The 25364-nt window shown below is 70.8% G+C and carries 22 protein-coding genes and 2 pseudogenes; 10 read left to right on the top strand and 14 right to left on the bottom strand.

What is annotated here, in order from left to right; genetic code table 11:
* On the top strand, nt 1-189 hold a 189-nt coding region (locus BMG523DRAFT_RS01055), incomplete at its 5' end, for a transposase (RefSeq protein ID WP_083494696.1).
* Here the strand turns inward: BMG523DRAFT_RS01055 and BMG523DRAFT_RS22440 are convergent.
* Entirely contained in the window at nt 120-431 is a 312-nt protein-coding gene (locus tag BMG523DRAFT_RS22440) for a recombinase family protein (RefSeq protein WP_235462782.1), read from the bottom strand. The two genes, BMG523DRAFT_RS01055 and BMG523DRAFT_RS22440, sit on opposite strands and share 70 nt — an antisense overlap.
* A gap of 213 nt (nt 432-644) precedes the next feature.
* Between BMG523DRAFT_RS22440 and BMG523DRAFT_RS01050 the strand changes: the two genes are divergently transcribed.
* The 3 genes and pseudogenes from BMG523DRAFT_RS01050 to BMG523DRAFT_RS22430 all read left to right on the top strand — a co-directional run.
* A complete protein-coding gene (locus BMG523DRAFT_RS01050; protein WP_011435123.1) occupies nt 645-911 on the top strand; it encodes a type II toxin-antitoxin system HicB family antitoxin in 267 nt (88 codons plus the stop codon).
* Nucleotides 908-1135 (top strand): type II toxin-antitoxin system HicA family toxin, encoded by a 228-nt coding sequence (locus BMG523DRAFT_RS01045; protein ID WP_011435122.1) that lies wholly within the window; start codon nt 908-910, stop codon nt 1133-1135. Before BMG523DRAFT_RS01050 ends, BMG523DRAFT_RS01045 begins: the two co-directional genes overlap by 4 nt.
* A 499-nt stretch (nt 1136-1634) precedes the next feature.
* Nucleotides 1635-1860 (top strand): annotated as a pseudogene (locus BMG523DRAFT_RS22430) (transposase domain-containing protein); the annotation flags it as partial.
* 131 nt (nt 1861-1991) lie between these two features.
* Here BMG523DRAFT_RS22430 and BMG523DRAFT_RS01040 read toward each other — a convergent pair.
* Nucleotides 1992-2567, bottom strand: a complete 576-nt coding sequence (locus BMG523DRAFT_RS01040) for a hypothetical protein (RefSeq protein ID WP_023839759.1) — start codon at nt 2565-2567, stop codon at nt 1992-1994.
* A gap of 261 nt (nt 2568-2828) precedes the next feature.
* On the opposite strand from BMG523DRAFT_RS01040, the gene BMG523DRAFT_RS01035 reads away from it, so the two are divergent.
* From BMG523DRAFT_RS01035 to BMG523DRAFT_RS26100, 3 genes and pseudogenes are all read left to right on the top strand, one after another.
* A complete protein-coding gene (locus tag BMG523DRAFT_RS01035; protein WP_235462778.1) occupies nt 2829-3386 on the top strand; it encodes a GNAT family N-acetyltransferase in 558 nt (185 codons plus the stop codon).
* Between the two features lie 587 nt (nt 3387-3973).
* On the top strand, nt 3974-5020 hold the full coding sequence (locus BMG523DRAFT_RS22425; protein ID WP_011435118.1) for a DUF1003 domain-containing protein: 1047 nt from the start codon (nt 3974-3976) through the stop codon (nt 5018-5020).
* Between the two features lie 42 nt (nt 5021-5062).
* Nucleotides 5063-6001, top strand: a pseudogene (locus BMG523DRAFT_RS26100) (D-alanyl-D-alanine carboxypeptidase family protein); the annotation flags it as partial.
* A gap of 476 nt (nt 6002-6477) precedes the next feature.
* On the opposite strand, the gene BMG523DRAFT_RS01015 reads toward BMG523DRAFT_RS26100, so the two are convergent.
* The 3 genes from BMG523DRAFT_RS01015 to BMG523DRAFT_RS01005 form a co-directional block, all read right to left on the bottom strand.
* Complete coding sequence (locus tag BMG523DRAFT_RS01015; protein ID WP_043590102.1) at nt 6478-7728, bottom strand: YihY/virulence factor BrkB family protein; 1251 nt, start codon at nt 7726-7728, stop codon at nt 6478-6480.
* A 29-nt stretch (nt 7729-7757) separates the two neighbouring features.
* Nucleotides 7758-8420 carry a 2'-5' RNA ligase family protein gene (locus BMG523DRAFT_RS01010; protein ID WP_023839762.1) on the bottom strand — a complete coding sequence of 221 codons (663 nt, stop codon included), beginning with the start codon at nt 8418-8420 and terminating at the stop codon, nt 7758-7760.
* A gap of 274 nt (nt 8421-8694) precedes the next feature.
* Nucleotides 8695-9591 carry a serine hydrolase gene (locus tag BMG523DRAFT_RS01005; protein ID WP_035729730.1) on the bottom strand — a complete coding sequence of 299 codons (897 nt, stop codon included), beginning with the start codon at nt 9589-9591 and terminating at the stop codon, nt 8695-8697.
* A gap of 310 nt (nt 9592-9901) precedes the next feature.
* On the opposite strand from BMG523DRAFT_RS01005, the gene BMG523DRAFT_RS01000 reads away from it, so the two are divergent.
* The gene (locus BMG523DRAFT_RS01000; RefSeq protein ID WP_235462777.1) at nt 9902-11182 is read left to right on the top strand and encodes a geranylgeranyl reductase family protein; all 1281 of its coding nucleotides are present in this window, start codon (nt 9902-9904) and stop codon (nt 11180-11182) included.
* Nucleotides 11183-11256: 74 nt separating this feature from the next.
* Here BMG523DRAFT_RS01000 and BMG523DRAFT_RS24045 read toward each other — a convergent pair whose 3' ends face one another.
* The gene (locus BMG523DRAFT_RS24045; RefSeq protein ID WP_235462776.1) at nt 11257-12117 is read right to left on the bottom strand and encodes a DUF3017 domain-containing protein; all 861 of its coding nucleotides are present in this window, start codon (nt 12115-12117) and stop codon (nt 11257-11259) included.
* Nucleotides 12118-12578: 461 nt separating this feature from the next.
* Here BMG523DRAFT_RS24045 and BMG523DRAFT_RS00990 point away from each other — a divergent pair, with 461 nt between their 5' ends.
* Nucleotides 12579-12902: a hypothetical protein gene (locus BMG523DRAFT_RS00990; RefSeq protein WP_011435111.1), complete on the top strand. Its 324-nt coding sequence runs from the start codon at nt 12579-12581 to the stop codon at nt 12900-12902.
* Between the two features lie 574 nt (nt 12903-13476).
* On the opposite strand, the gene purH is transcribed toward BMG523DRAFT_RS00990, so the two are convergent.
* The 8 genes from purH to BMG523DRAFT_RS00950 all read right to left on the bottom strand — a co-directional run bounded on the left by purH (nt 13477) and on the right by BMG523DRAFT_RS00950 (nt 23460).
* The gene (purH, locus tag BMG523DRAFT_RS00985) at nt 13477-15123 is read right to left on the bottom strand and encodes a bifunctional phosphoribosylaminoimidazolecarboxamide formyltransferase/IMP cyclohydrolase (protein ID WP_011435110.1); all 1647 of its coding nucleotides are present in this window, start codon (nt 15121-15123) and stop codon (nt 13477-13479) included.
* Nucleotides 15120-15770: a phosphoribosylglycinamide formyltransferase gene (gene purN, locus BMG523DRAFT_RS00980; protein WP_011435109.1), complete on the bottom strand. Its 651-nt coding sequence runs from the start codon at nt 15768-15770 to the stop codon at nt 15120-15122. The genes purH and purN overlap by 4 nt, the downstream gene beginning before the upstream one ends.
* A 196-nt stretch (nt 15771-15966) precedes the next feature.
* Nucleotides 15967-16512, bottom strand: a complete 546-nt coding sequence (locus BMG523DRAFT_RS00975; protein WP_011435108.1) for a helix-turn-helix domain-containing protein — start codon at nt 16510-16512, stop codon at nt 15967-15969.
* A 180-nt stretch (nt 16513-16692) separates the two neighbouring features.
* Nucleotides 16693-18192: a DUF6350 family protein gene (locus BMG523DRAFT_RS00970; protein ID WP_023839768.1), complete on the bottom strand. Its 1500-nt coding sequence runs from the start codon at nt 18190-18192 to the stop codon at nt 16693-16695.
* Between the two features lie 172 nt (nt 18193-18364).
* Nucleotides 18365-19174, bottom strand: a complete 810-nt coding sequence (locus tag BMG523DRAFT_RS00965; RefSeq protein ID WP_043590101.1) for a hypothetical protein — start codon at nt 19172-19174, stop codon at nt 18365-18367.
* A gap of 185 nt (nt 19175-19359) precedes the next feature.
* On the bottom strand, nt 19360-20232 hold the full coding sequence (sucD, locus tag BMG523DRAFT_RS00960; protein WP_011435105.1) for a succinate--CoA ligase subunit alpha: 873 nt from the start codon (nt 20230-20232) through the stop codon (nt 19360-19362).
* 25 nt (nt 20233-20257) lie between these two features.
* Nucleotides 20258-21424 carry an ADP-forming succinate--CoA ligase subunit beta gene (gene sucC / locus BMG523DRAFT_RS00955; protein WP_011435104.1) on the bottom strand — a complete coding sequence of 389 codons (1167 nt, stop codon included), beginning with the start codon at nt 21422-21424 and terminating at the stop codon, nt 20258-20260.
* Nucleotides 21425-21843: 419 nt separating this feature from the next.
* Nucleotides 21844-23460, bottom strand: a complete 1617-nt coding sequence (locus BMG523DRAFT_RS00950) for a serine/threonine-protein kinase (RefSeq protein WP_043590099.1) — start codon at nt 23458-23460, stop codon at nt 21844-21846.
* Nucleotides 23461-23696: 236 nt separating this feature from the next.
* Between BMG523DRAFT_RS00950 and BMG523DRAFT_RS00945 the strand changes: the two genes are divergently transcribed.
* Complete coding sequence (locus tag BMG523DRAFT_RS00945) at nt 23697-25361, top strand: carboxyl transferase domain-containing protein (RefSeq protein ID WP_023839770.1); 1665 nt, start codon at nt 23697-23699, stop codon at nt 25359-25361.
* Nucleotides 25362-25364 lie beyond the last annotated feature (3 nt).

The raw sequence follows: 25364 nt of genomic DNA, 5'->3' as shown, positions 1-25364 counted from the left end.
AACGCGGTGCTCCACGGCCTGTCCAACGCCACCGCGGAGGGTGTCAACCGTCTGATCAAACTCGTCTACCGCACGGCGTTCGGCCTGACCAACATCGTCCACCAACAGACCCGCGCCCGCTACGTCGCCTCCCGCGCCACCCGCCCAGCCTGGCCACTCCCCGTCACCACCACCACATCCACAGCGTGATCACCCAAACACGGTTTCAGACGTAGTGCGCAGAGCCTGTAATCCCGACGCTGGATATCGGCGATTGCTTCTCGCAGGGCAGGTTCCTGCGCTCCGCGGCTGGCCGAGTACCCGTGAAGCGTGAACCACTTGACGATCGTGATTCCGCGTTGAGAGGCTTCCTCGGTAAGGATCTTGACCTGTGACGTCTCGTCCTGGCTACCTGTAGAAACCCGGACAAATCCGGCGCCTAGAGTGCCCACTGTGCCACCCCTCGCTGCCAGCGTTGATCACGACCTACGCCGTGTACACTACCCGGCAACCTATGGCCGAATTTGTAGAGCATTCATTTATGACCTAGGTATTCCAGCGAGTCGGGGGTGGCCTCGTGCCTCTCGTGTGTACTCGGGCCGTTGGAGATGGCTTCTGCTCGTATGGTCGACAGGGGGCTTGTTGATCATGTCGAGGAGGTGGCGGTGAGCGCTTCGCCAGGTGTGGCAGGGACGGCTAGGCTGATCTCCATGGAGCGAGCGGCGCGGCTGACGGCTGTCGTCACGCACGAGGGTGACTGGTATGTGGCGCGGGCTTTGGAGGTCGAGGTGACCAGCCAGGGAGCCAGCGTCGAGGAGTCGCTGGCGAATCTTCGCGAGGCGCTGGAGCTGTACTTCGAGGACCAGCCGTTCCCCGTGACCGCCGCGGACGGTCCCATCGTCGCTCCGCTGGACATCCGCCTGTCGGCGTGACACCCGCGCTGCCTCGGATCTCCGGGGCGAAGGTGGTGAAGGCTCTGGGGCGTGCCGGCTTCGAGGAGGTCGCTACTCGTGGCTCGCACTGCAAGCTGCGGCACAAGGAGAGCGCTCGGGTTGTGATCGTGCCGCTCCACCGGGAGCTGGCGACGGGCACTCTCGCCTCTGTTCTGCGCCAGGCGGGCATCGAGGCGGAGGAGCTTAGGATGTTGCTCACCTGAGCCCGACGGGATCCCGGGTGCAAGCTGGAGGGGTGACCCTCTCAAAGCGTGCGTCCTGGTTCTTGATCGCAGTCGGCGTCTGGACGTGGGCCATCTGGCCGTTGCAAGTCGGGTTGTGTACACGGTTGCTTGGCACCCAAGCGCCCCTGAGCCACGCATCCCGTACGGTGCCTGCGCACGGGATCGGCGCTCACCCCGCCTCACTACCCCGGTCCCCGTAGTAGCCTCCCATTCAAGATCCAATCCAGGAAGAGATTGATGGGCCATTTGACCCGTGTTTGCTCCTACGTACGCAGCAGCAAGACTAGACGGTTTTTGTCGAACCCTGCACTTCCGCCAGCAAAAGCCGAAGAGTCAGGCTGTGCTTTTCAGGTGGGAGTCGATCCAAGGCGCAATGCCAGTGAATTAAGAACCGCACCGACAAGATCCACTTCAGTGGATTGATCTTGTTGGTGCGGTTGTCGTCGTGGAGCGGTCATATCGGTCGCGGTAGAATTCCGTGGTGACGAGTAAGAATGGGTGCGGCAGGCCGGCAGGAAGGTTGACGGATCATATTTCGCTCGGAGTGCTGACTGGCCTCGTTCACCATGATCTTGTGGACGATGTTCTGGTGGAGACGGGCCGGGTTGAGAAACGGTCCCGGAAACTGCCCGCACGGGTGATGGTGTACTTCACGCTGGCGATGTGGCTGTTCTTCGATGACGAACGAGGAGGTCATGGAGAAGGGCACACCCAGCGGGAATCGCGACCACGGCACGGATAGTCGCGCTGCGAGGTCGATCGGACAACCCGGCCCGGAGGGGCCGGCCGACGAAGAACCACGATCCGACGACCATGGCCTTCGACGTCCCGCGGCTCACGCCCGCAGGTGCTGGAGCGGCCCGGCGAAGGTCCGCATCACCTCGCTGAACGTCGTGTCGGGACGGTAGGCGGGCGGCTGGACCGATTCCCCGGCCCCGCTGCGGGCCGCTCCGAACCGCATGGTCCACAGCATCGTCTCGGCCACCGGGAGGGTGGCCACGACCGCGTCGTTCTCATCCTCCAGCTGGCCCGTCAGCCAGGAGACGCGGTCCGACTGCAGCGCGCAGACATAGATCACCTCGCCGGCCGCGTTGCCCGGGGCCGCACGCAGCCGCGCCGCCTGGTCCCCGGCGGCCAAGGCCTCGCCCAGCCGGTCGGCGACCAGCTGACGTTCCCACAGTTGCGCATCCTGGGCGATCCGGACGGCGACACCACCGCACAGCCTCCGCTCGACGTGGATCTGCGCGTCGATCTCGGTGGCCTCACCGAAGTACCACGCGAGGACGTCGGGCAACGCGGCCCGCAGCTCCGCGGCGGACGGCTGGGCCATCGCCAGCCCCGGGCACTGCGGGGACCAGGCCGACCACGAAGGCCCGTCATGCCGCACGATCAACGAGACGGGCCTACCCACGATAGATCATCTCGCGCGACTCCTCCGCCGTCCCGCCGCTTTGATCAGTATCCGCGCTTCCCTCGCTGCCCGGGAGCACTTTGCGGTAAAGGCCGGACCGATTACGCGCAACACCGGCCTGTCCCGCACAACACCGACCTCTCCCGGCCGACGGTCTGGTCACGGGCGGCACTGACACGGAGGATGCGCAAGGGATCCGCAAGGCGGGCCAGGTCGGCGGGCCAGGTCGGCGGGCCAGACGGCGGGAGGGAGGGAGCGGTGGTGGGGGCCGACGACATCCGGGGGCGCCGGATCGGACCAGACGAAGGAATGCTGTTGCGAAGGCTGCGTCTTGCCGCGCTCACCGATGCTCCTTCGGCGTTCTGGCAGACCCTGGCCGAGGCGAGCGCGCTGCCCGCCGAGGAGTGGGACGCCCGCGCCCGCGCCGGGGCCTACTCGTCCGCCGATCTGGTGGCCATCGTCGCCGTGGCTGGCGAGGCCGCCGGGATGGTGCAGGGCTTCACCCCGGTGGGCCGTCCCTGGTTACGGGAACTCGGCGCCATGTGGGTCGCTCCCGAGGCGCGGGGCACCGGAGCCGCCGACACCCTCCTGGCCACCGCGATCGACTGGGCCCGCCAGGCGGGCGCGGAGGCGGTGAAGCTCTGGGTGGTCCCCGGGAACCGTCCGGCGCGGCGCCTCTACGCCCGCCACGGATTCCTCGTCCTGGGCGGGCCGAAACCCGTCACCGACGATCCGACCGTCAAGGTCTTCGTTCCGATGCTGCTGCCGCTGTATCCCGCCCGGCCCCCGCCGCCCGCTGACAGTCCCCGCTTCGGGTGACGTCACCGCGACCGGTATCACGGGTGCCCCGGTGGGTTGGGGAACAGCTCCGGCGGTTATCCTTGACAAGCCCCCGAAAAATCCTCTACGGAGGACCAACACGAGGAGGTGGCCGCTGTGAGTCCTGGCGGGTGCTCCAGTAAAGGCCGCTTCCTGCTCGTGGACGTCAGCCAGCACTGAATCCCGGGCCGATGAGCGCGCACCGTCGCGCCCGGCCCGCGTCCACGGAACCCGGGTAGACGACGCCCGGGGCACTGTTCGGAAGTCCGGCCTGTTCGGACGCACGGCCCTCCTGTCCGGTGCGGCCGTGCCGTCGGCGACGTCGTCTCCGCCTCGGAGACGACGGTCACCGCTCTCCCGGCCCGACCGGTTCATGCCGGTAGCACGGAGCCATCCTGTCCCGGCCGCGCTTCCCTGATCCGTCCGGGTCGGCAGTCGCGTGGGCCGCGAGCAGTGCACAAGCAGGTGCGGTCGATCGAAGTCGTATCGACCAGAGGTCGCCGTGGCGATGCCGCCCGCGGCCTGCTCGAGGAATGCGCGCTCGCAGCTGTCCGGCAGTGGCTGGGGCGCGCGGAGGGGGACCTTCCATGAGCATCTCAACATCGCGGACCGCGGGACGTCGTCGTGCCTGCACCGAGCGTCTCGACCTGCCCGCCTCCGGCCGGGTCACACTGATCCCCCGGGGCATGGACCGGGAATCGGTCAGTCGCTTCGCGGAGGCCATCGCCCGTTTCCTGGGAACCGGGCGCTACCTCGCCATTCAGACCTGTATCGTGATCGTCTGGATAGCCTTGAACATCGCGCTACCGCTGCTGCGGTGGGATCCCTACCCTTTCATCCTGCTGAACCTGGCCTTCTCGACCCAGGCCGCCTACGCGGCACCGTTGATCCTGCTCGCCCAGAACCGACAGGACGACCGTGACCGTGCCTCGCTGGCCGAGGATCGGGCGGTCGCTGTACGTATGCGGGAAGACACCGAGTTTCTCGCGCGTGAGATCGCCGCGCTCCGGCTTGCCCAGAGCGATGCGGCGACCCGGCAGTACATGCGCGGCGAGCTGGCCGGCCAACTCGAATCTCTTCGCGGCGACATCGAGAGTCTGGTGCGGGACGCGGTTCGCGTTCCGCCCCAGACGGCGTCGGATGAACGGGAGCCGACCGCCGCACGATCGCCGTCACGGCACGGCGGGCCGACGCCCACCCCCGGTGGTGCCCCCCGGGAAACGAGCGACCCCGAGACCGAGGGCCCACCCGCCACGGGCAAGCCGAACATCGGGAACCCGGAACGCCCCCGGCGGCCCAAGCACCACAAGCGCAGGAACACCACGGGTGTGAGCACGACCGGCATCCCCCCTCACTCCACGGACGCCGGGTATGCCACCCGCACCGGGAACCGCGAAAACGGCGGTCCCGACAGGAAAACGACGCCGACCATCGCCACCGGTCCCACCCCGAAGACCACGCTCGACGACCCCACCCGGGAGGCCGGCGCGACGACGCACCTCAAGAACAGAGGAGTTACAACGCACGGGCACCATAGTCTCTCTGCCCATACGGGCTCCTCCTGGCATTCATTGGGAAAGCCGCAACCAGTGGATTCCTACCCAGGAAACGTCCACTCGCGACACGGGTCGTAACCACCCTTCTGCGGAACGGGTCAACCCAGTAGCGTTCGGCAGGTGCGTGTCCCCTGTCCGCCCCGGCATGACCCGCGTCGCCTCCGCGGAAGCCTCGGGCGGGCGCTGGTGGCCGTGGCGGTCCTCGGAGCAATCCTCACCCCGTTCCTGAAGATCGTTCCAGCGACCGCGGCCGTCCCCGCACCCACTCCCGGTCCCACGAGCGGCCTGGGTACCGCCGCGTCCCCCGCGGCCGGCCTCGGGCCGCCGGCTGCGGCCAGCGCCCCACCCGCGGTCCCGCCCACCGTCCCGCTCGCCGCACCGGCACCCACCGCCGCTTCCGACTCCGCTCCCCCGGCCGGTCTCACGGCCGCCGAGTGGCTTGTCGCGGACGCGGGAAGCGGCGCCATCCTCGCCGCCTACCGCCCACACGCCCAGGATCTCCCGGCCAGCACGATGAAAATCCTGACCGCGCTGACCGTGCTGCCCGGCCTGCCGCCGGACCAGGTCGTGACGGTCGACGAGAACGCCCCTCGGGTGGACGGCACGAAGGTCGGTCTCGTGCCGGGGGTCGGATACACCGTCCGTGACCTGGCGACCGCCATGCTGATCTCCAGCGGAAACGACGCGACCATGGCCCTGGTCCAGGCGAGCGGGGGAACTCCCGCCGTGCTGCAGCGGATGAACGCTCTAGCCAGGTCACTCGGCGCAACGGACACCGTCGCCGGTGACCCGACCGGACTGGACAGTCCCGGCCAGGTCACCAGTGTGCACGACCTAGCCGTGCTCGGTCGGGCGGCGTTGGACAACCCGACGGTGCGCGGCTACCTGACGATCCCGCGCGCCTCGCTCGCCGGCCGGGGGAGCACCCGCTTCGAGATCCAGAACCACAACGCCCTGCTGCGTTCCTACGAGGGGACTATCGGGGTGAAGAACGGCTACACCATCGCGGCCGGCGCGACGTTCGTCGGCGCGGCCACCCGCGGCGGCCACACCCTCATCGTCGCCCTGCTGCGGACGGCTCCCGCCTACGGCAAGGACGCGCGCGCGCTGCTCGACTGGGGCTTCGCGCACGCCGACACGGTCACCCCGGTCGGGTATCTCGCGAACCCCGGGGCGACGGCGGCGGCGTCGAGCGGGCCCGCGGGAGACCGGCCCTCCATCAGCCCGGCGGGTCCAGGGGTCGCGCCGACCGCCGGCACGGCAACATCCTCCTCTTCCTCCTCGCGGCACGGAGTCGCCCGCGCGGGCGATCCTGGCAGCGACATCGGCCCGATAACCTGGATCGCGATCGGCTGCACCGTCGTAGCATGCCTGCTCACCGCACTCACCCATCGGGCCGCCCGGGTACGCCGACGCCAGCGCCGGCGGCGGCACGCGGCGGCGGGCCTCCGGGACGTCGAGCGCCCGTCGGGTCGGCCGCCCGCACCGCGTTACGGACACGTGTCCGTAACGCTGAGGCCGGCTGCCGGACCTGATCAGTCCGATCTGCTGGATGTCCCCGAGGGTATGCGGCGGCGCAGAAATGCCCGTACCCGGGCGGGGAGGGGCACCGTGCCACGCGGGTTGCTCTCCGACGCCACCCGCACCGGTCCGGCCGAGGATGGCTTCGCCGACGACGGGTCGGATGAAGCAGGCGCGAGCGGCGTCGAGCCGTTCTGGGAGCCGGGCACCAGGCGGCGGGAGGCCTCCGGGTTCGGCGAGCCGCTCGACCGGTAGGACTCCGGCCCCGTGGATCCCGGCCCCGTGGATCCCACGCCTGCCGCGCCCGCGCTCCCCGCCGCCGCGCGGTCGGCCGCCTCGGAGACGGTATGCCGGGCTGCCGAACCGGAGGGGAAGACGTCGGAGTTGTAGGGCGCCGTCACGGTCCAGGCCGCGACGAACAGCGTCCATCGCATGACAATGTTGATCCAGATGAGCAACCCGACGATCACCGCGAACGTACCGTACACCGGATTGCTCATGGTTTGCCCGACTAGCCAGGTGCCGACGATCTTGAGGATCTCGACTCCGACGGCGCCGAGCACCGCACCCCGGACCGTCCGCACCCGGTCGGTCTGCTGCGGCAGCCGCCAGAACAGATAGAGGAAAACCGCGGTGTCGATCGCGAGGGCGACAAGCAGGGCCAGTAGGCCGGTCACCCAGGCCGCGGCGGTGCTGCCGGACAATCCGATCCAGCTCAGGAATGACCCGGTGGCCGAGGTCGAGAGGCTGGTCACGACGAGTGAGGCCAACAGAGTCAGCCCCAGTCCCGCGAGCACCGTGACATCCCGCAGCCGCCGGGTGATGATGTTGCCGACATCGATGTCCTGGTGCCATACGAGACGGATGGCGTCCCGCAGCGCGTCGATCCACGCGAGTCCGGCGAGCAGGAGGCCGGCAAGACCGATAATGCCCACACCGACCTTGGCGTTGCCAATCGAGGCGACGTCGAGCTTGTCCGCCAGGCCCGGAAGATAGTCGTTGATCTGCCGGGTCAGGCTCTCCTGCACATCGGGGTACGCGTCTACGACGAAGCCGGTGACCGCGAAGGCCAGCGCGATCAGCGGGAAGAATGACAGGAACGCGAAGTAGGTCGCCGACGCCGCGAGACGATCACCGCCATCGGCTGTGTAGCGGGAATATGCCCGGACGAGGTGATCGAGAAACGGACGTTTCCGGCGTACCGCCACAGCGGTACCGGAAACCGTCCCGACACCGGCCCGTACCGCCTGACGAGGTCCCGTCACATTCGTTACTGTCCCCCGACGACGTGCGCTCACTCCCGAGATCCGAGTGTGGCGCGTCGCCCCCCGCCGCCCACCGGTTCCGGCCCACGCTCAGGGCGACCGAACGGGAAGAAGCGTAGTTGCCGCCAGCGCAGGTCGGCGCCTCTTTCGTACAGCCCGAATCCGTTGACCTCGAACTGCGCCTGATATTCGGCGAGCGCATCAAAGGCGCGATCTAACGCGTCCTCGGCAAGATCGTGCGCGACGGTGACGTGCGGATGGTAGGCGAAGCTGAGCGGCCGGTCGAGAGGACCGGACCGTACCACCGCCGCCAGTTTCTCGCACCGGAGAATACCCATGGCGAGGGCGACGAACACGACCGGGGACAACGGCCGGAACGTGCCGGATCCCCGCAGGCGGATGGTGAACGGGGAGTTCGTCCGCGCCGTCTGCGCGAGGTGGCGCTCGATCATGGGCAGCTCCACGAACCCGACGGAGGTCGGACCCAGCAGGGTGACGTGCGGGACGATGAGGGCTGCGTTCGGGTCGCCGAGTCGCTCCCGCCAGTCCTGAAGCTCTGTGCGGTACGGCTCGGGGATGCCGATCGCCACCCCGATGTCCACCCGAGTCGCGGAACCGAGCGGATCGACCGATTCACCGGGATCAACGGCCGGGACAACCTGGACGGTATGACCGTTCACCCCCTCAGTCATGCGGGACCGGCTCCCCGACGAAAGCAGTGACGATCGCTACTCTGCGTATCCACATGCCTGCCTGCGCCGGGTGAAGAACCGGCCGTCGGGATCGGTCTCGCCGAGGAAGCATGCCGACATCATGGCCCATGAGCCACGGCCGTCCCGCGCGGACCATGGGAAGGGGATGCGGATTCCAGATCATGACCAAAAGCTGACAATACCCTCGGGAAAAACCGGCATCCGACCGGAAATGCTCACCGACGGCTGCGCCGCACCCGCCCTTTCTCGCACGTCACGCCAAGCGGTTTGCGGACCACGAGGGGGCCTGCGCCAGGATCGCGTCCGCCAGCGGTGGCCAGACTCGCTGGGCCCACTCGCCAAAATCACGATCACAAAGAGTCACACATGCGAGGCGGGCGACGGGATCCACCCACAGGAAGGTCCCGCTCTGCCCGAAGTGGCCGAAGGTCGACGGCGCGTTGGAGCTGCCCGTCCAGTGCGGGTGCTTGTCGCCGCGGATCTCGAAGCCGAGTCCCCAGTCGTTGGGGGTCTGCTGGCCGAAACCCGGCAGCACGCCGGCAAGTCCGGGAAAGGCGACCGAGATGGCCGTGGCGAACGTCGCGGAGGTGATCAGCGTCGGGGCGAGGAGCTCGGCAGCGAAGCGTCGCATGTCGGCAAGCGTCGCCGTCACGCCGGAGGCCGGGGATCCCGTCAGCCGGGCATCGTGCATCCCGAGGGGCTCGAAGACCGCCTGGGCGAGGTAGTCGGCGAAGGCGATGCTGGTCGCCTTCTCCAGCGCCTCCCCCAGTCGCTCGAACCCGGTGTTGGAGTAGATGCGACGGGTACCCGGGGGGGCCAATACGCGGGTCCCCGAGAACGCGAGCCCGGAGGTGTGGGCGAGCAGATGAGCCACGGTGGACCTGGGGGGTCCGGCGGGATCGTCGAGCCCGATCGCGCCCTCCTCCACGGCGATCAGGACCGCATAGGCGCTGAGCAGCTTCGACACCGAGGCCAGCCGGAAGAGATGATCGAGTGGTCCGGTCCGCGCCACCTCCCGGACCCGCGGGGTCACCGCTGCGCCCGGCCACCCGGACCCCGCACCCGGTCCGACCGCCTCGTCCTCCCGACCCATCACCACGACCGCGACGGTCTCGACCGGCCACGCCGCCACCTGTCCAAGAGCGTCCACGTTCCGCACTGTACGAGGTTTTCCCGCCGGTCCCGACGACCCAGGCACCCGGTTCCACCCCGCGGGCCCGGCAAGGCGGGGCATGCGTCCCCCCGGGGGGCAGCCGGCTGCGAGACTGGCGGGCGTGCAGACCCCCACATCCCCGTCCGGCCCGCCCGCCCCGCGTGACGAGCACCTCGGAGAGAACCCCCCCACGGATACCCGAGGATCCGGCGTGGCCCCGGGGGACGGCGTGGCCCCGGGAGACGGCCCAGGTCCGCGGGAACGGGCGGAGAGACGTGACAACGCGGGAACCGCGGGACCACGATACGTGACGGCAGGGCCGGTCAAGGATGCTGACACGATCACCGTCGCCACCCCGATCGTGCGCGTGGACGAGGCTGCCGACCTGCTCTCCCGTACGATTGACGTCCTTGTCGTCGGGGGCGGCCCGGCCGGCAGCGCGGCGGCTCTGGGCGCCCTGCGGGAACGCCCGGGCGCACACGTCGTCATCGCCGACGCCGCCGAGTTCCCCCGGGACAAGACCTGCGGTGACGGCATCGCCCCACACGGCCTGGACGTCCTGCGTGATCTCGGCGTGACCGATGCGGTCGCCGGGTACCGGCCGGTGGACCGCATGCGCCTGCGCACCCCAGGGGGCGCCGAGGTGGCCACTCCCTCAGCCCGAGCCAACTACGTGGTACCCAGGGAGGTCTTCGACGCCCGTCTCGTGGCCGCCGCCCAGGCACGTGGAGCTCAGCTGATCCGGCGGCGCGTGCGGTCCCTGGAGTTTACCGACCGGCCGCGCCTGGACGGTCGGGGACGGGAGCCGGTCGTCGTGGTCAACGGCTCGCTCACGGCGCGGGTCGTCATCGGCGCGGACGGCGCAAACTCCGCGGTACGCCGCGGGCTCGGGCTGCCGGGTAACCCCCCCGGGGCAATGGCGATCGCCGTGCGGGCCTATACCGAGGTCGCCTTCGGCGACGGCCCCCCCGAACAGTTCATCCACATGACCGACGAGGGTTGGCCGGCCTACGCCTGGTCGTTCCCGATCGGCGACGGCCGTGCGAACATCGGCTACGGGATGCTGCGGTCCCGGCTGGCCGGCGGGACGGACGGAACGAGTGCCAAGACCGTCCTGCGTCGCACGCTCGCCCGCATGCTGCCCGAGACACCGGCGCACCCGGCCACGCTGCGGGCCCATCATCTGCCGCTGTCGACCCATCGCCCCCGGCAGCCGAACGGTCCCGTGCTGCTCGCCGGGGATGCGGCCTCCCTGATCAACCCCCTGACCGGGGAGGGCATCTACTACGCGGTGCTGTCGGGGTCGCTGGCCGGGCATGCCGCCGTCCGCGCGGCGCACCCGGCCGCCGCGGGCCGGGTCTACCGACGCGCTCTCGACGCGGAGCTGGGACGGCATCTGCGGCACACGGCTCTGCTCGCCGGTCTCGCCGGGCGGCGCCGCACCCTGATGGACGCGGCGGTCCGGGCCGCCCGCACCCGTACCGAGCTGTACGACATGCTCGTCGAGATCGGGCTGGGCCGCGGCACCATCCCGACGAGTTCCCTGACCCGTCTGGCGATGCGGCGCACCATGACCGGCCTGCGCTAACCCGTCACGGGCCGCGCCCGACCCATCCCGGCAAGACCCGCGACGGCCACGGGCCGAGTGCGGTGGACAAGCCGTCACGGGCCGACGTAGGGAACGGCGAATGTGAGGATTATCACAGATACTCCAAACAGGAGGAGAATACTCACATCGAAGGCCCGTCCTCGCACCGCCAGCAGGCCGATCCGCCGTGCCGGCAGCACCAGACGGGCCAAAGCGGCCATCACCAGGACCACGCCGACGACCACCATTCCTCGGCGCCATCTGTCCTGGAAGACCAGCATCAGCCCGACGGTGACCCCGGCGAGCACCAACGCGAAGGTGGCCTCCTGCCGTAGCCAGCCGCCGATCCCGCCCCCGTCGCCACGCCTGCCGGGCTCGGCAGGCCCGGGCCCGGCGGGTGCGCCGGGCGTGACGAGTGGCGGCGGGGAGGCAGCTGGGACCGGTGTTCTCCGGGATCCGGAGATGGTCCCTGCCACGGGTGGCCCAGGCTCCGCACCGACCGCCGGCTTCCGGTGCTCCCCGAGGCCGACCAGCGGGGAGGACACCGAACGCCACGGGTCGTGCGATGGGATGCCGTCGCCCGCGACCCGCTCCGGTGGGGACGATCCGGGCTGACCCGGGGCGGCCGGCGGGGCCGGCGTCGGCGGAACGGGACGGTCGAACCGGCGCAACCCGCGATACTCGGCAGGAAGGCGCTCGTCACGATCCTCGCTCGGACGGAAGACGTCAACGCGGGCGGTGCCCGGCCACGACGGACGCCGCCGGTCCGCTTCCGCCCCAGCGCGGCGCGGCGGCAGCTCTGCCCGTTCCGCCCGGGGATCGGGCGCCTCATATCCGCCGGAATATCCGCCGGATCGGTGCCGCCCCCCCGGCCCGGGGCGGCCTGGATCATCCCCGGGTCGAGCCGGGCCGGAGCGGCGCACCGCGTCGGTCACCCTCGCCTCCGGCAGCGGTCGAGATCTCCTGCTGGACAGTGGTCCCGTACGGGACATGGTGGCGTCCCCGCCGTCATCGGCGACGACTTCCACCCAAGTGCAGGATGCATCGAACACCAATCCAACCAGGGCATCGGTCCTTACGGACACACGGTAGGCCGCCTGCGGCATCGGCGCCCACGGGCGCAGGGAGCACGGCGGGGCCACGCCGAGGCCACGCAGGGGTGGCCCGGGTGAACGGCCGGCCCGTCGGGCGGCGGATCCTCCACGACGGTGATCTGCCCGATGCCACGACCTGCCGAAGCGGGGATGACAGCCCTATATCACATGCCAGCGACCAAGGATACGATTACCCCATCCGAGCACATCACGCGCACAATATGCAGCACCCCCACCTATAGGCATCATGCAGGCTTAGGGCAGACTTCCGGCCGCAGTGCCCAAGTGGGATGGAGCGTGACGTGACAGACGAATCACCACACAGCAAGAAGCTGCAGGAACTGATGTTCCGGGCCTGGGAGACCTTCGGGGACGCCCGACACCTGGACAGCGACGACCGGGTGTTCGTCCAGGCGCTGGCGAGGCAGACGGCGGATCGGATCTCGGTGCTCTACGGCGCGAGCTGGCGCGACGCCCTGGACTGGGTAGCCCAGCGCTATGTGCCGAACGGCGACCAGCCCGGCGGTGTGCTCGCGGCGGCGGCCAGCCCAACGGCAACGACGTCCAACGGCAGCGCCAGCGGGCGCCGGGGCTCGGCGGCCGCGGAGGCGAACGCCGCCTCGTGAAGTGAGGGCACCGAACGGCGCACGGCGCCGTTGGGCGGCGCCACGGACGAACCACCAGAGCCACCAGAGCCGGTCGGAACATCGACCGAGGCCAGCCTGCCGGCGGGTCGGGACAGAACGTCCGGGGACAGACGACCGGGCACCGATCAGCAGTCGTCCGATCCGCCATGGCCATCCGGAGCGGACGGGTGGACGGGAGGCCGGCCCGGCGCGGCCAGATTATCGCTGTCCCAGGCCGATCATCGATCTGACAGCGATCATCTACCGGAGGTCGACCGGCATCCCGGACGCCTGCCCAGTGCCCCACCGGACACGCGCGCCGACGGGCCGGGGGCACCCGGCGTCGTGGCGAGCACCGGGACCGGGATCATCGGCGACGCCGTGGAGCCGACTCCTTCGATCGAACTGGAGTATCGGCGTACGGACGGGCATCTGCGATGGGGCCGCCGATTCCGGTGAAGACATGCGCCGGTGAAGACATGCGTGCCGGGGCCGCCGACGACCTCCTCGACAAAGGCTTCGGCCGATGGCTGGCGGAACACACGCCGGTGCCACCGGCCTGGGTGGCCCGCTGTCAGTGCGCGAAGTGGCGGACACCGCTGAAGTAGAGCGTGACGCCGGCCTCCCGGGCAGCCGTGATGACGAGCTCGTCGCGCACCGACCCGCCCGGTTCGACCACGGCCCGCACCCCCGCCTCGGCGAGCACCTCGAAACCGTCGGGGAACGGGAAATAGGCGTCGCTCGCGGCGACAGCCCCCTTCGCCCGGTCCCCTGCCCGGGTCACCGCGAGCCGGGCAGCGTCCACCCGGTTCACCTGGCCCATCCCGACTCCGACGGTGGCACCGCCGGACGCGAGGAGGATGGCGTTCGACTTCACGGAGCGCACCGCCCGCCAGGCGAACCGCAACTCGGCCAGCAGGGCCTCGTCCGCAGGTGATCCCGCCTCCAGCGTCCATCCGGACGGCTCGTCGCCCGGCGCATCGACGGCGTCCCGCGACTGCAGGAGCAGGCCTCCGCTGATCTGGCGCAGTTCGATCCCGCGCTGGTGCGGCGGCGGTGGGCACTCCAGCAGCCGGATCGACGGCTTACGAGAGAGGATCTCCACCGCGGCGGGTTCGTAGGCCGGTGCGACGACGACCTCGGTGAAGATCTCCGCGATCTGTTCGGCGAGCTCGCCCGAGACCGGACGGTTGGTCGCGATCACCCCGCCGAAGGCGGAGACCGGGTCGCAGGCATGCGCCTTGCGGTGGGCCTCGGCGATGGTGGCGCCGATCGCGATGCCGCAGGGGTTGGCGTGCTTGATCACGGCCACGGCGGGCTCGGTGAAGTCGAACACCGCTCGGCGGGCGGCGTCGGTGTCGGTGTAGTTGTTGTAGGACATCTGCTTGCCGTGCAGCTGACGGGCCGAGGCGAGGCCGGGCCGACCCTCGGCGTCGCTCTCCACGTAGAGCGCGGCGCGCTGATGGGGGTTCTCGCCGTAACGCAGGACCTCCGTACGGTGCCACTGCGCGGACAGCACGTCGGGCCATCCGCTCTCCCGCGCCACCTCGTCCGGCGCGACGACGCCGGCGAACCACGAGGACACGGCGATGTCGTACGCCGCGGTGTGGGCGAACGCCTTCGCGGCGAGCCGGCGGCGAGCGGGAAGATCATATCCGGATCCGCGGACTGCGGCGGCCAGCTCGGCGTAGTCGCCGGGTGCGACGACAACGGCGACCGACGCATGGTTCTTCGCCGCCGCGCGGATCATGGCCGGACCGCCGATGTCGATCTGCTCGATCGCCTCGTCCTCGCTCGCACCGGCGGCGACTGTCGCGGCGAACGGGTACAGATTGACGACGACCAGGTCGAACGGAGCGATGTCGAGTTCGGCCAACACCGCGGCGTGCTCGGCGTTACGCAGATCGGCCAACAGACCGGCGTGCACGTGGGGGTGCAGCGTCTTGACGCGACCGCCCAGCACCTCCGGAAATCCGGTCACGGTGCTCACCGGTGTGACCGCCAGCCCGTGACGGGCCAGGACGTCGGCGGTCGAACCGGTCGAGACCACCTCGACGTCGGCCGCAAGGAACGCCTCCGCGAGGACGTCGAGCCCGCTCTTGTCGTAGACGCTGACAAGCGCCCGTCGCAGCGGCCGCCGCCCGGTGGGGACCACTTCGCCGGGTTCGGATCCGCGGACAGCCCCGCCCTCGCCGGCCACACCTTCGCCCGATGACGTCATGATTCCTCCTGTACCCAAACTTCTGCCGATGCGGGAGACCCATGCTCGCCCCGCCGATGTCCGGCCGGGGTCGAGTCGCCGCTCCCGGCCCGCACGATCCCGCCGATCGTCGCGACGAACAGTCCTCGCTCGACGCTCTGGATCCGTGCATGAAGTGTCTGCTCGGTATCGCCTGGCTCAACCGGCACCGCCCGCTGAGCGATGATCGGACCGGTGTCGACGCCTTCGTCGACCCAGTGCACCGTCACCCCGCTGACCTTCACCCCGGCGGCCAACGCGTCACGCACCGCGGTGGCTCCCGGAAAGGCAGGCAGCAGCGACGGGTGGGTGTTGATCGTCCGGAACCGGCCGATCACCCGGGCACTGAGAATCTTCATGTAACCCGCCAGGACCAACAGATCGGGCGCGAATTCGGCGATCCGCCCGGCCGTCGCGGCGTTGAAGGCATCCCGGTCCGGGTGGTCCTCGAGACGAACGGTGAACACCGGGACCCCCGAGGCCCGGGCCCGCCGTTCCGCTCCGGTGCCGTAGCGGTCGGTGCCGACCGCCACGACCGCCGCGCCGAACCCGGGGTCCGCGGTTGCGTCGAGGATCGCCTGCAGGGTGGTTCCCGCTCCCGAGGCGAGTACGACGAGACGAGCAGACACAAACACACTCCGTAAGCAGAATCAGGCGACGCGACGAGCCGCCCGCTGCGCAACCGCCACCTGCGGACGACGGCGGAACAATGGCCGGTCCGACTGTACTGACTCGACCAGCTCCGCCGCTTCCCACCGGAAACGCGCGCACCGGCGCCCGCCGGGCGCGGCCCGCCAGGCGGCCACCCGAGCCCGGGACTGCCGATCATGCCGCCGGAACCCATCCGGCGAGGAGATTTGCCAGCCACGCGTCGAGGGCCTGGGCGGACGGGACCTCGCAGGCCGCCGGAGACGACAGCCCGTCAGCCAACGAGCGCAGCCCCGCACACCCGTCCTCCTCCGTGCCGCCTGCTGCGCAGGTGCACCCGACGGAGGCCGCGGGGCCCGCCCCTCCCTCGAAGCCCTCGTCGAGTTCGCCGTAGTCCCGCCCGTCCAGCAGATCACCCGGCCGGCACAGGTAGAGCTCAGCCAGCCGTGACAGGACCTGCGTGGAAGGCGCCCGGCTGCCCTTGGCCGGCCAGCTCTCCCAGTACGAGAAGGTCTTACCGGTCTTGGCCGGCCCAGAACCGGGCCACCGCTCGTTCCAGCGGCGTGCGGCCTCCTCCTGCGTCCAGCCGTGCGCGAGGCGGAACGCGACGAGCGCGCTCAGGTGATGGCGGGCCTGCAGTCTTCGGGCGATGCGGCGATAGGACCAGCCCAGCTCCCGCAGGCGGAGTGCTTCAGCCCGGATACGGGCGACCGTGACCGCCACGACGACCTCCGTGAAGATGATCCAGTGCGGTCACGGTAACCGACTGCGCGGACAGTTTTCGGATGCCGACGGGGTGCCGGGCGGGCGGGGAGGGAGCGGGCGGGGAAAGATCCACGCCGGGCGGGAAGCTGCGGACCCACAGACCTCGACGAGGCCGCGACAGCGGGGCCGCGAGGCCAGTCAGGGGTGTCGTCGTGACAGCCGGGCTGACGACCATGAGCCGGATGGCTGCAGCCGGCGCCACCAGGAGGACGCCGCCGCGTCGTCGGCGACGAACGGCCGCTCGGCCCGACGGGCCGCCAGGTCGATGCCGCCGATCAACAGGAGTCCGACAAGCGCGGTCTCCCCCCCGGCAATCAGGCCGCACAGCCATCCGGACGAGGGACCATAGTGGTTGCCCTGACCCGTCACGGTCCCGACCTGTCCCATCGACACCTGGACCGCCAGACCCACGAGGGCACCGCAGACCACCGCCCCGAGCAGGACGGTCAGGAGGCGAGCCCGGGAGCGGCGTCCCAGGCTCGCCCGATGGACCATGACAGCAAGCACGACTCCGGCCACGACGGGCACCAGCGCCAGCACGAGCCACCCGGGCCTGGGCAACGCGCTCGGCGGAAGGGCCGCCAGCACCGGGAGGTCCGGTAGATCGGCCGGGCGGACGACATCCGCCCGGACCAGACCCGAACCCGTTCGAAATCCTGGTCCAAGGGCGTAGGACAGACCCCAGAGGACCAGGTTGGGCAGCAGCGCAAGCTGGGTCGCCGTGAGCCCGAGACCCCCGAGCGCGCCCACGTCGAGCGAGCGCTCGGCGGCGGCGACCTCGGGCTCGGTCGCCGCGAGCACCAGCGCGACCCCGAACGCGGCGGCCGCCAGCAACGCCATGAACGCCGCCGCGCCGGACAGCAGGGGGACGCGCAGCATCACGGGCAGCATCCGCCATGCCGTGCGCAGCCGATGGCGACCGGCCAGCGCGCCGAGCAGGGCGGCCGGTATCCCGAACGCGACCGTCCCCAGCGCCGCGGAACCGGGGGTCGGCCGTACCGAATGCGTGCGCACGATGACCGCGACGACCACGACGAAGAGAGTCTGGGCGCCCACGACGCCGATGACGTCGCCCGCCACGGCCCGCCAGGGGACCCCGGGGGCGCCATCCGACCGGCATCGGCCCCCGCGGGAGTCCCCGGGGTTCGCCCCCGAAGCGGCGGGGCGCCCTCCGCCGAACCGTGCGGGCCGCAACCGCGACACCCGGCCCAGCGGCATCCGACCGAGCGAGACCCGGTTCAGCGACACCCGGCCCAGGGGCGTCCGGCCCAGGGGCATCCGGTTGAGCACGGCATGCGACTGCAGTGGTGCCGCGCTCGCCCGCCGATGCGCCGCGCTCAGCGCCGCGGCCAGCGGAAAGAGGGCGAGGCCCAACGGCCGGAACGCGATGATCCCGTCAGGGAGCCGCAGCGTCGTTCCGTGAGCGGCAAGCCACAGATCGGCTCCGACGCGCAGAGCCGCGGCGGGTCCGGTGGAGGAGCCGGTGTCGGCTCCCCACACAACCAGAACGACGAATTCGATGAAGATCAGGCCCGCGGCCGACGCGGCGACCGCCTCCGCCAGAGGCCGTCCGCCCCGCTGCCAGATCCGATCGGTGAGGCGTCGCGGCAGTCGGGGCGGCTGCATGGAGGCGGGCACGTTAGGACGCTCGCACGCAGATGCGCGGCTCAGCGGACAACACGCCGTCGTCGGCGCGGGAAATGCCCGAAGTAGGACGAATAGTTATGGTTGGCCGGAGAGGTCGACCCACCGCATCCCCCACGCCACATCCCCCGAGCGACCGTCATGAACCACTCGCCGGGGCATCGGATCAACGACCGGGAGGAGACTCCTGCTGGCCGTAACCACCCGGCCCCGGCGGAGGCGGCTGCTGGCCATAACCCGTGGGCGACTGACCATGACCCTGCGACGGCTGGCCGTAACCACCCGGCTGGGCCGGCTGCCCATACCCGCCAGCGGGCGGCGCGCCGTATCCGCCCGGCTGGGCCGGCTGCCCATACCCGCCAGCGGGCGGCCCATAGCCCGGCGGCGGCCCGTACCCCGTGGGCGGCTGACCGTAACCGGGCGTGGGCTGCTGGCCGTAGGGCTGGCCGTAAGGCGGCTGACCACCATACGGAGGCCAGGCGCCCGGCTGACCGGGCCCGGTGGGACGGGCACCTGGCCGGCCGGGAATGGGCGCTCCGCTCGCCAGCGCCGTGAGCACCCCGAAGACGGTCTGCACGATCGTCAGCAGCAAGGCGAGGTAGAACCCGAAACTCGGCCCGGCATCCACTCCGCTCGGCACGTCGGGGAACCGAATCCATCTGATCAACAGCAGGAGGACGGCGAACGCCGAGACGGCCGGCAGTATCCACAGGATCGAGACCGGACCCACGTCCGGGATGCGGACGTTGGCGGCGACGCGCGCCGTCACCAGACCGGCGACCACGACCACCAGGAATACCGGGAACCAGGAGTTGAACCCGAGCCCCCAGGCGTTCTTGTGAGCCTCCGCCGAGCGGCCGAAAAATCCCAGGCTCACCGAATACCACGGCAGGAAGCTCACGATGAACGTGACCGCCCCGGAGGCGATCACCCCGATGTCGTTGGTGGCGACGCTACGACCGCCGATTTGTGCCACGACGGCAACCCCACTTCGTCTGGTCGGTCGGTGCGGGGACGAGAGTCGTCGATGCACCGATGCAGGAGTCTTGCAGCCGTCGGAAGCGAAGGGAAGACGTCCGTCCCGAAGCCCCGCGGCCGAGACCCCTACCTGTCCCGGTGCCGAGCCCCCGCGTCCCGCGGGGGCTCGGCATCAGGATAGGCCTACAACGACCGCATGATGTCAGCCATCAGCCGGGCGGTCTCCGACGGGGTCTTGCCAACCCGGACGCCGGCCTTCTCCAAGGCTTCCTTCTTGGCCTGCGCGGTACCGGACGAACCGGACACGATGGCGCCCGCGTGGCCCATCGTCTTGCCCTCCGGCGCGGTGAAGCCGGCCACGTAGCCGACGACCGGCTTGGTCACGTTCTCCTCGATGTGCGCCGCGGCCCGCTCCTCGGCGTCACCGCCGATCTCACCGATCATCACGATCGCGTCGGTGTTCGGATCGGCCTGGAAGGCATCGAGCGCATCGATGTGCGTGGTGCCGATGACCGGGTCGCCACCGATGCCGACACAGGTGGAGAAGCCGAACTCCCGCAGCTCGTACATCATCTGGTAGGTCAGCGTGCCGCTCTTGCTGACCAGGCCGATGCGCCCGCCGGGGGTGATGTCGGCCGGGATGATGCCGGCATTGGACAGACCGGGGCTCGCGATACCCGGGCAGTTCGGCCCGATGATCCGCGTCGTCGCCTTGGACCGGGAGTAGGCGAAGAACTCGGTCGTGTCGTGGATCGGCACGCCCTCGGTGATGACCACCGCGAGTGGGATCGCCGCGTCGATCGCCTCGATCGCCGCGTCCTTGGTGAACGCAGGCGGAACGAAGATCACCGAGACGTTGGCGCCGGTCTGCGCCATCGCGTCGGCGACGGAGCCGAACACCGGCACGCCCTCGACCTGCTGGCCCACCTTGCGCGCGTTCACGCCGGCGACGACGTTCGTGCCCGCGGCGAGCATGCGGCGGGTGTGCTTGCTGCCCTCCGAGCCGGTGATGCCCTGCACCACCACCCGGCTGTTCTCGTCAAGCCAGATAGCCATCGGTTCGCAATCCCCTTCGCCCAGGTCAGGCCGCGGCCGCGGCGAGCTCGGCGGCGAGCTTCGCCGCGCCGTCCATCGTGTCGACCGGCTTGACCACCGGCAGGTTCGCCTCGGCCAGGATGCGGCGGCCCTCCTCGGCGTTGTTGCCGTCGAGGCGCACCACCAGCGGGGTGCTGACGTCGCCGACGATCTTCAGGGCCTGCACGATGCCGTTGGCCACCGCGTCGCAGGAGGTGATGCCACCGAAGATGTTGACGAAGACGCTCTTGACCGCCGGGTCACCAAGGATGATCGACAGACCGTTCGCCATGACCTCGGCGGACGCACCGCCGCCGATGTCGAGGAAGTTCGCCGGGCGCTTGCCGCCGAATTCCTCCCCGGCGTAGGTCACCACGTCGAGGGTGGACATGACCAGGCCGGCACCGTTTCCGATGATCCCGACCTCGCCCTCGAGCTTGACGTAGTTGAGGCCCTTCTCCTTGGCCTTCTGCTCCAGCGGGTCCACCGCGGCCACGTCGACGAACGCCTCGTGCTCCGGGTGGCGGAAGTCGGCGTTGTCGTCCAGGCTGACCTTACCGTCGAGGGCGACGACCCGGCCGTCACCGGTGAGGATCAGCGGGTTGACCTCGACGAGGGTGGCGTCCGACTTGACGAACACGGTCCAGAGCTTGGCCAGCAGCTCGCTCGCGCCGTCCAGAGCCGCCTCGGGCAGCTTCGCCGCGACCGCGATCTCGCGAGCCTTGGCCGCGTCGACTCCCTTGAGCGGGTCGATCGCAATCCGGGCCAGCGCCTCCGGCTTGGTCGCCGCCACCTCCTCGATCTCCATGCCGCCCTCTCGGGAGGCCATGGCGAGGAAGGTGCGGTTCGCCCGGTCCAGCAGGAAGGATGCGTAGTACTCCTCGGCGATGTTGCTGGCTTCCTCGACGAGCACCGAGTGGACCGTGTGGCCCTTGATGTCCATGCCGAGGATCGCTGTCGCCTTCGCGAAGGCGTCATCCGGCCCGTCGGCTACCTTGACGCCACCGGCCTTGCCCCGGCCTCCGGTCTTGACCTGCGCCTTGACGACGACCCTGCCACCGAGCTCGGTGGCGATCGCGCGGGCCTCCTCGGGGGTGGTCGCGGTCTTCCCGGTGGGCACCGGTACGCCATGTTCGGCGAACAGCTTCTTCGCCTGGTATTCGAAAAGATCCACGGTCCGTCCAGTCGGATGCGGTCGTTACGGGTTGGGATACGTAGAGCTGCACAGAACGCCTGCGAGCCTACTGACGAGGGCGTTACGGCGCGCGCCACGCGCCGTGCACCACCGCCGTCGCTGGCGGCCCGCGGGTGGGATCGAACGGGCCGGTCCGGCGCATCCCTCGACCCGCTCCGGGGACCCGGCAGGGTCGTCGATACAGGACAGATACAGGACAAATGAGGTGGACACCTGTCGCACCGAGGGTGGCTTCCGCCTCGCCGCTCTCAGAGCGCGGGTCCGCCGGGAGCCGCTGAGCGTGACCGCCGGGATCTGCCCTAGGCCGTCCCGTGTCTGACGTCACGAAAGTTGAGACCCTCATTATGCCGGAAATCACATGGAAGAAACACCGATCGTGGCCGGCCCCTCCGGACCAGTTAGACGAATTTCAGGATAACGACGATCAAGATCATCGTTAGTCCGATCCCGAGCCAACCCAGGCCGATGCCGAAGGCCGCCACTGTGGCGCCACGCTCATCCCTGTGGCGGATCCGAACCCGCGCGACCAGGCCGACCACGACAGCCGCGGCACTCCCAATCCCGAAGATCCAGAGTACCGCCAGGAGAACCGACAGCATCGCGGCGCTGTTCCAGTGCCGGCGCCGCGACGCCTCGGCCCGCCTGGCGTCGGTCCACCGCCCGACCCGCGGCGCAGCCGGTCGACCCGCTGGCGGGAAGGCGGATGGATCCGGAGGACGCGCCGGCGGAGTCGGGTCGCTGGAGCGATAGGTCACCTCCGACCGTCCCGGATCGGACGCCACGTCCGCGGCGGTCGTGCCCCGACGCCCCGCGGGCGCCTGATCCGCCCACCCCCCCGGGGAAACCGCTCCCGACGATGGTGGCGGGGCGACCGCTGGCGGGGCGACCGGTCGCAGCGGAGCCGCGGGGGGTAATGGCACGGCGGGCCGAAAGGCCGATGCGGGTGGCGGCGGTCCGACCGGCCACAGGCCGGGTGCCGGGCCTGGTCCCTGCACATCCGGCGCCCAGCCGCCGGCCGAGCCGGCCGCCCCCGGCGCGGGCCGGGCCGGAACTCGCCCCGCGCCGGGGACACGCGGACCGGAACGATTCGGCGACGGGGAGGAGACCGGCGCGGGGAACGGGGCGGGCACGCCGAACGCCGGAGACGATCCGGTCCAGGTCCGCTCCAGGACGTCACCGGCGGCGGCATCGGCCTCGGTGACCCCACGCACCTCCCGGCCTACCAGCGCGGCCAGCAGCGAGGCGGCGTCCGGCCGCTCCCGCGGGGCCTTGGACAGCGCCCTCGCGACCTGGTTGAGCAGGTACCCGGGGAGCGCGTAGAGATCGGGAGAGTCCCGCTGCACCCGGACGGCAAGCAGGTCCGGCGTCTCGGCATGGAAGGGATGTCGCCCCGTCGCCGCGTACGTCACGCAGCTCGCCCAGGCAAAGACGTCCGCTGAGGCGTCCGACGGCTCGCCGCGCATCTGTTCCGGTGACATCCAGGCCAACGTGCCGATCACATGACCGGTGCGGGTCAGCGTGGCGCTGTCGGTCAGGTGCGCGATCCCAAAGTCGATCACCTTGGGTCCGTCCCAGGCCAGCAGGATGTTGGACGGTTTGAGATCACGATGGACGACGCCGGCGGCGTGGATGGCGACCAGCGCGTCGGCGAGGCCGACGGCAAGACCCCGGACGAGGTGGTCCTCCAGCCGACCGCGGGCCCGGACGGCCTCGGCCAGGCTGGTCCCCTCGACGTACTCGGTGACCATCCACGGCGCCGCGGCCTCGGTGTCGGCGTCGAGCACGGCGGCCACCGCCGTGCCTCGCACGCGCAGCGCCGCCCGCACCTCACGTTCGAAGCGGCTGCGGAACTCCTCGTCCTCGGCGAGATCCTCGGCTGCGACCTTCACGGCGACGGGACGCCGATCCGGGGCGAAACCGAGATACACGGTCCCCATCCCGCCGGCACCGATCCGGTTCTGCAGGCGGTACGGGCCGATCTGGCGAGGATCCTCCTCCATCAGCGGTGTGAGCATCGCTTCCCTCGCTGCTCCCCTCGCCGCACCGGTGTAGCGGGTTCGATCCGGGTTGCCACCCGCCGGGGGGCTGTGGATGAAAGACTATGTCCCGGCCGCCATCGGGCCGAGGGCACGAAGCGTCCCAGGCGTGCGGGCCTGCGAGCACCCGCTGGCGGGGAGCGCCCGTCCGTGTTCCACGACACCGCGGCCGCGACGACGGACATCCGGTCGGCCCCGGGCGCGAAGATGCGGACGTGGACAACGACACCCGGCCGGGCCAGAAGACGACCGCCGACTGGCGTGCCGCCCTGCTCGCAGGCATCACCCTGCGGCCCGCCACTGCCGCGGCCGTCAACCGACTGGGCTGGCCCGACTACGACGCTCGACCGGCCCTGCGCTGGGGCGAAGGCGCGGTGGCCGGCATCCCTGCCGTGGTCGCGGTCTGGGATTTCACGGTTTACGGGGGAAGCTTTGGCGAGCGGGACGCACGTGGGTTCGCCGAAGCCGCCACCGCGGCCGCGGCCAGCCGCCGTCCCCTGGTGTCGTTCCTGCGCAGCGGCGGCACCCGCCTGCAGGAAGGGGTCGCCGGACTCGTCGGGCTGCCCCGGGCCGCACTGGCGCTCGCCGCACTGGACGCGGCGGGGGTCGGTCACATCGCCGTCGCGGACCAGCCCACCACCGGTGGTGTCTGGGTGACGATCGGCTCCCGCGCGGACCTTCGGTGCGCGGTGCGCGGGGCGACGGTCGGCTTCGCCGGGCCTCGGGTGGTCGCGGCGGCCACCGGTGCCGCCCCGCCCCCGGGCAGCTACACCGCGGACTCGGCGTACGCCGCAGGGCTGGTTGACGCGGCGCCGGCGCCCGGTGCCATCCAGGTGTGGCTGCGGCGGGCCCTGACCGGCCTGGCGGATCCACCCGATCGGGAGAGCCGGGCCGGTCCAGGTACCCGGACCGGCCCGGGTGGCCAAACCACTCCGGGCAGATCGGGCGACCAGGCAGACAGAGGCGACCAGGCAGACGGATCGGACGGCGGCCCGTCACGAGCCGGCGACGGGACCACCCTCCCCGTCCCGCCCGACGATCCGGACACCCGAACCGGGTCCGACGGACCTGCGCCGGGAGCTGAACATGCCGCCGCGCGCTCCGGGTGGGCGCAGGTGCGGGCGGCCAGGGATGGCATCCGCCCGGACGGCATCGAGGTGCTGCGGACGCTGCTTCCCGACGGCGTCGACCTGGTCGGGCCGGATCCCCGGGTCGTGGCCGGTGTGGGGGTGCTCCTGGGCGACATCGCAGGGCCTGCGGGGGCTACGGGGCCTGCGGGGGCTACGGGGCCTGCGGGGCGGGGAGGGCCGATGCGTGCGGTGGTCGTGGCTGTCGGGGCCCGTCGCGGCGACGCCCCGGGGCCGGCCGGGTACCGGTTGTTGGTCCGCGCCGCCCGGCTCGCGGGGAAGCTGGGGATCGGTCTCGTGACCCTGGTCGACACGCCCGGCGCGGCGAACGACGCGGACGCCGAGGCCGCGGGCATCGCGGCGGCGATCGGGGATGCGATGGCCGCGGTATTGGCCTGCCCCTCGCCGACGCTGTCGATCGTGTTGGGTGAGGGCGGCTCTGGCGGGGCTCTCGCCGCGGCGGTCACCGACGTCGTCGCCATGACCCCGGACAGTTACTTCACCGCGCTCTCCCCGGAGGGCACCGCCGTCACGCTTCGGATACCGGTCGAGCGGGCCGCAAACGTCTGCGGGCTACGGCCGACCGACCTGAACGCGCTGGGATTCGCCGATCGGCTCCTGTCCGCCACCACCGCAGCCGAGACGGCGCGCGACGCCGCATCGCTGCTCGCATCCCTGAGCCGGGGGGACCAGGACGATCGGCTGCGCCGACGGCAGGCTCGATGGTCGACAGGGCTACCTAACAGTCTGTAGCAT

The organism is Frankia sp. BMG5.23 (assembly GCF_000685765.2).
In the GTDB taxonomy this organism is placed as follows: Bacteria; Actinomycetota; Actinomycetes; order Frankiales; family Frankiaceae; genus Frankia; species Frankia casuarinae.
Note: the sequence above shows the minus strand (reverse complement) of the source record. Positions and strands in the feature narration are given on the sequence as shown.

Coding starts and splice junctions, on each gene's coding strand:
- BMG523DRAFT_RS22425 (WP_011435118.1), top strand. CDS start 3,974: ATGAGCATCTCAACATCGCGGACCGCGGGACGTCGTCGTGCCTGCACC.
- BMG523DRAFT_RS01010 (WP_023839762.1), bottom strand. CDS start 8,420: ATGACTGAGGGGGTGAACGGTCATACCGTCCAGGTTGTCCCGGCCGTT.
- purH (WP_011435110.1), bottom strand. CDS start 15,123: ATGACGTCATCGGGCGAAGGTGTGGCCGGCGAGGGCGGGGCTGTCCGC.
- sucD (WP_011435105.1), bottom strand. CDS start 20,232: ATGGCTATCTGGCTTGACGAGAACAGCCGGGTGGTGGTGCAGGGCATC.
- BMG523DRAFT_RS00950 (WP_043590099.1), bottom strand. CDS start 23,460: ATGCTCACACCGCTGATGGAGGAGGATCCTCGCCAGATCGGCCCGTAC.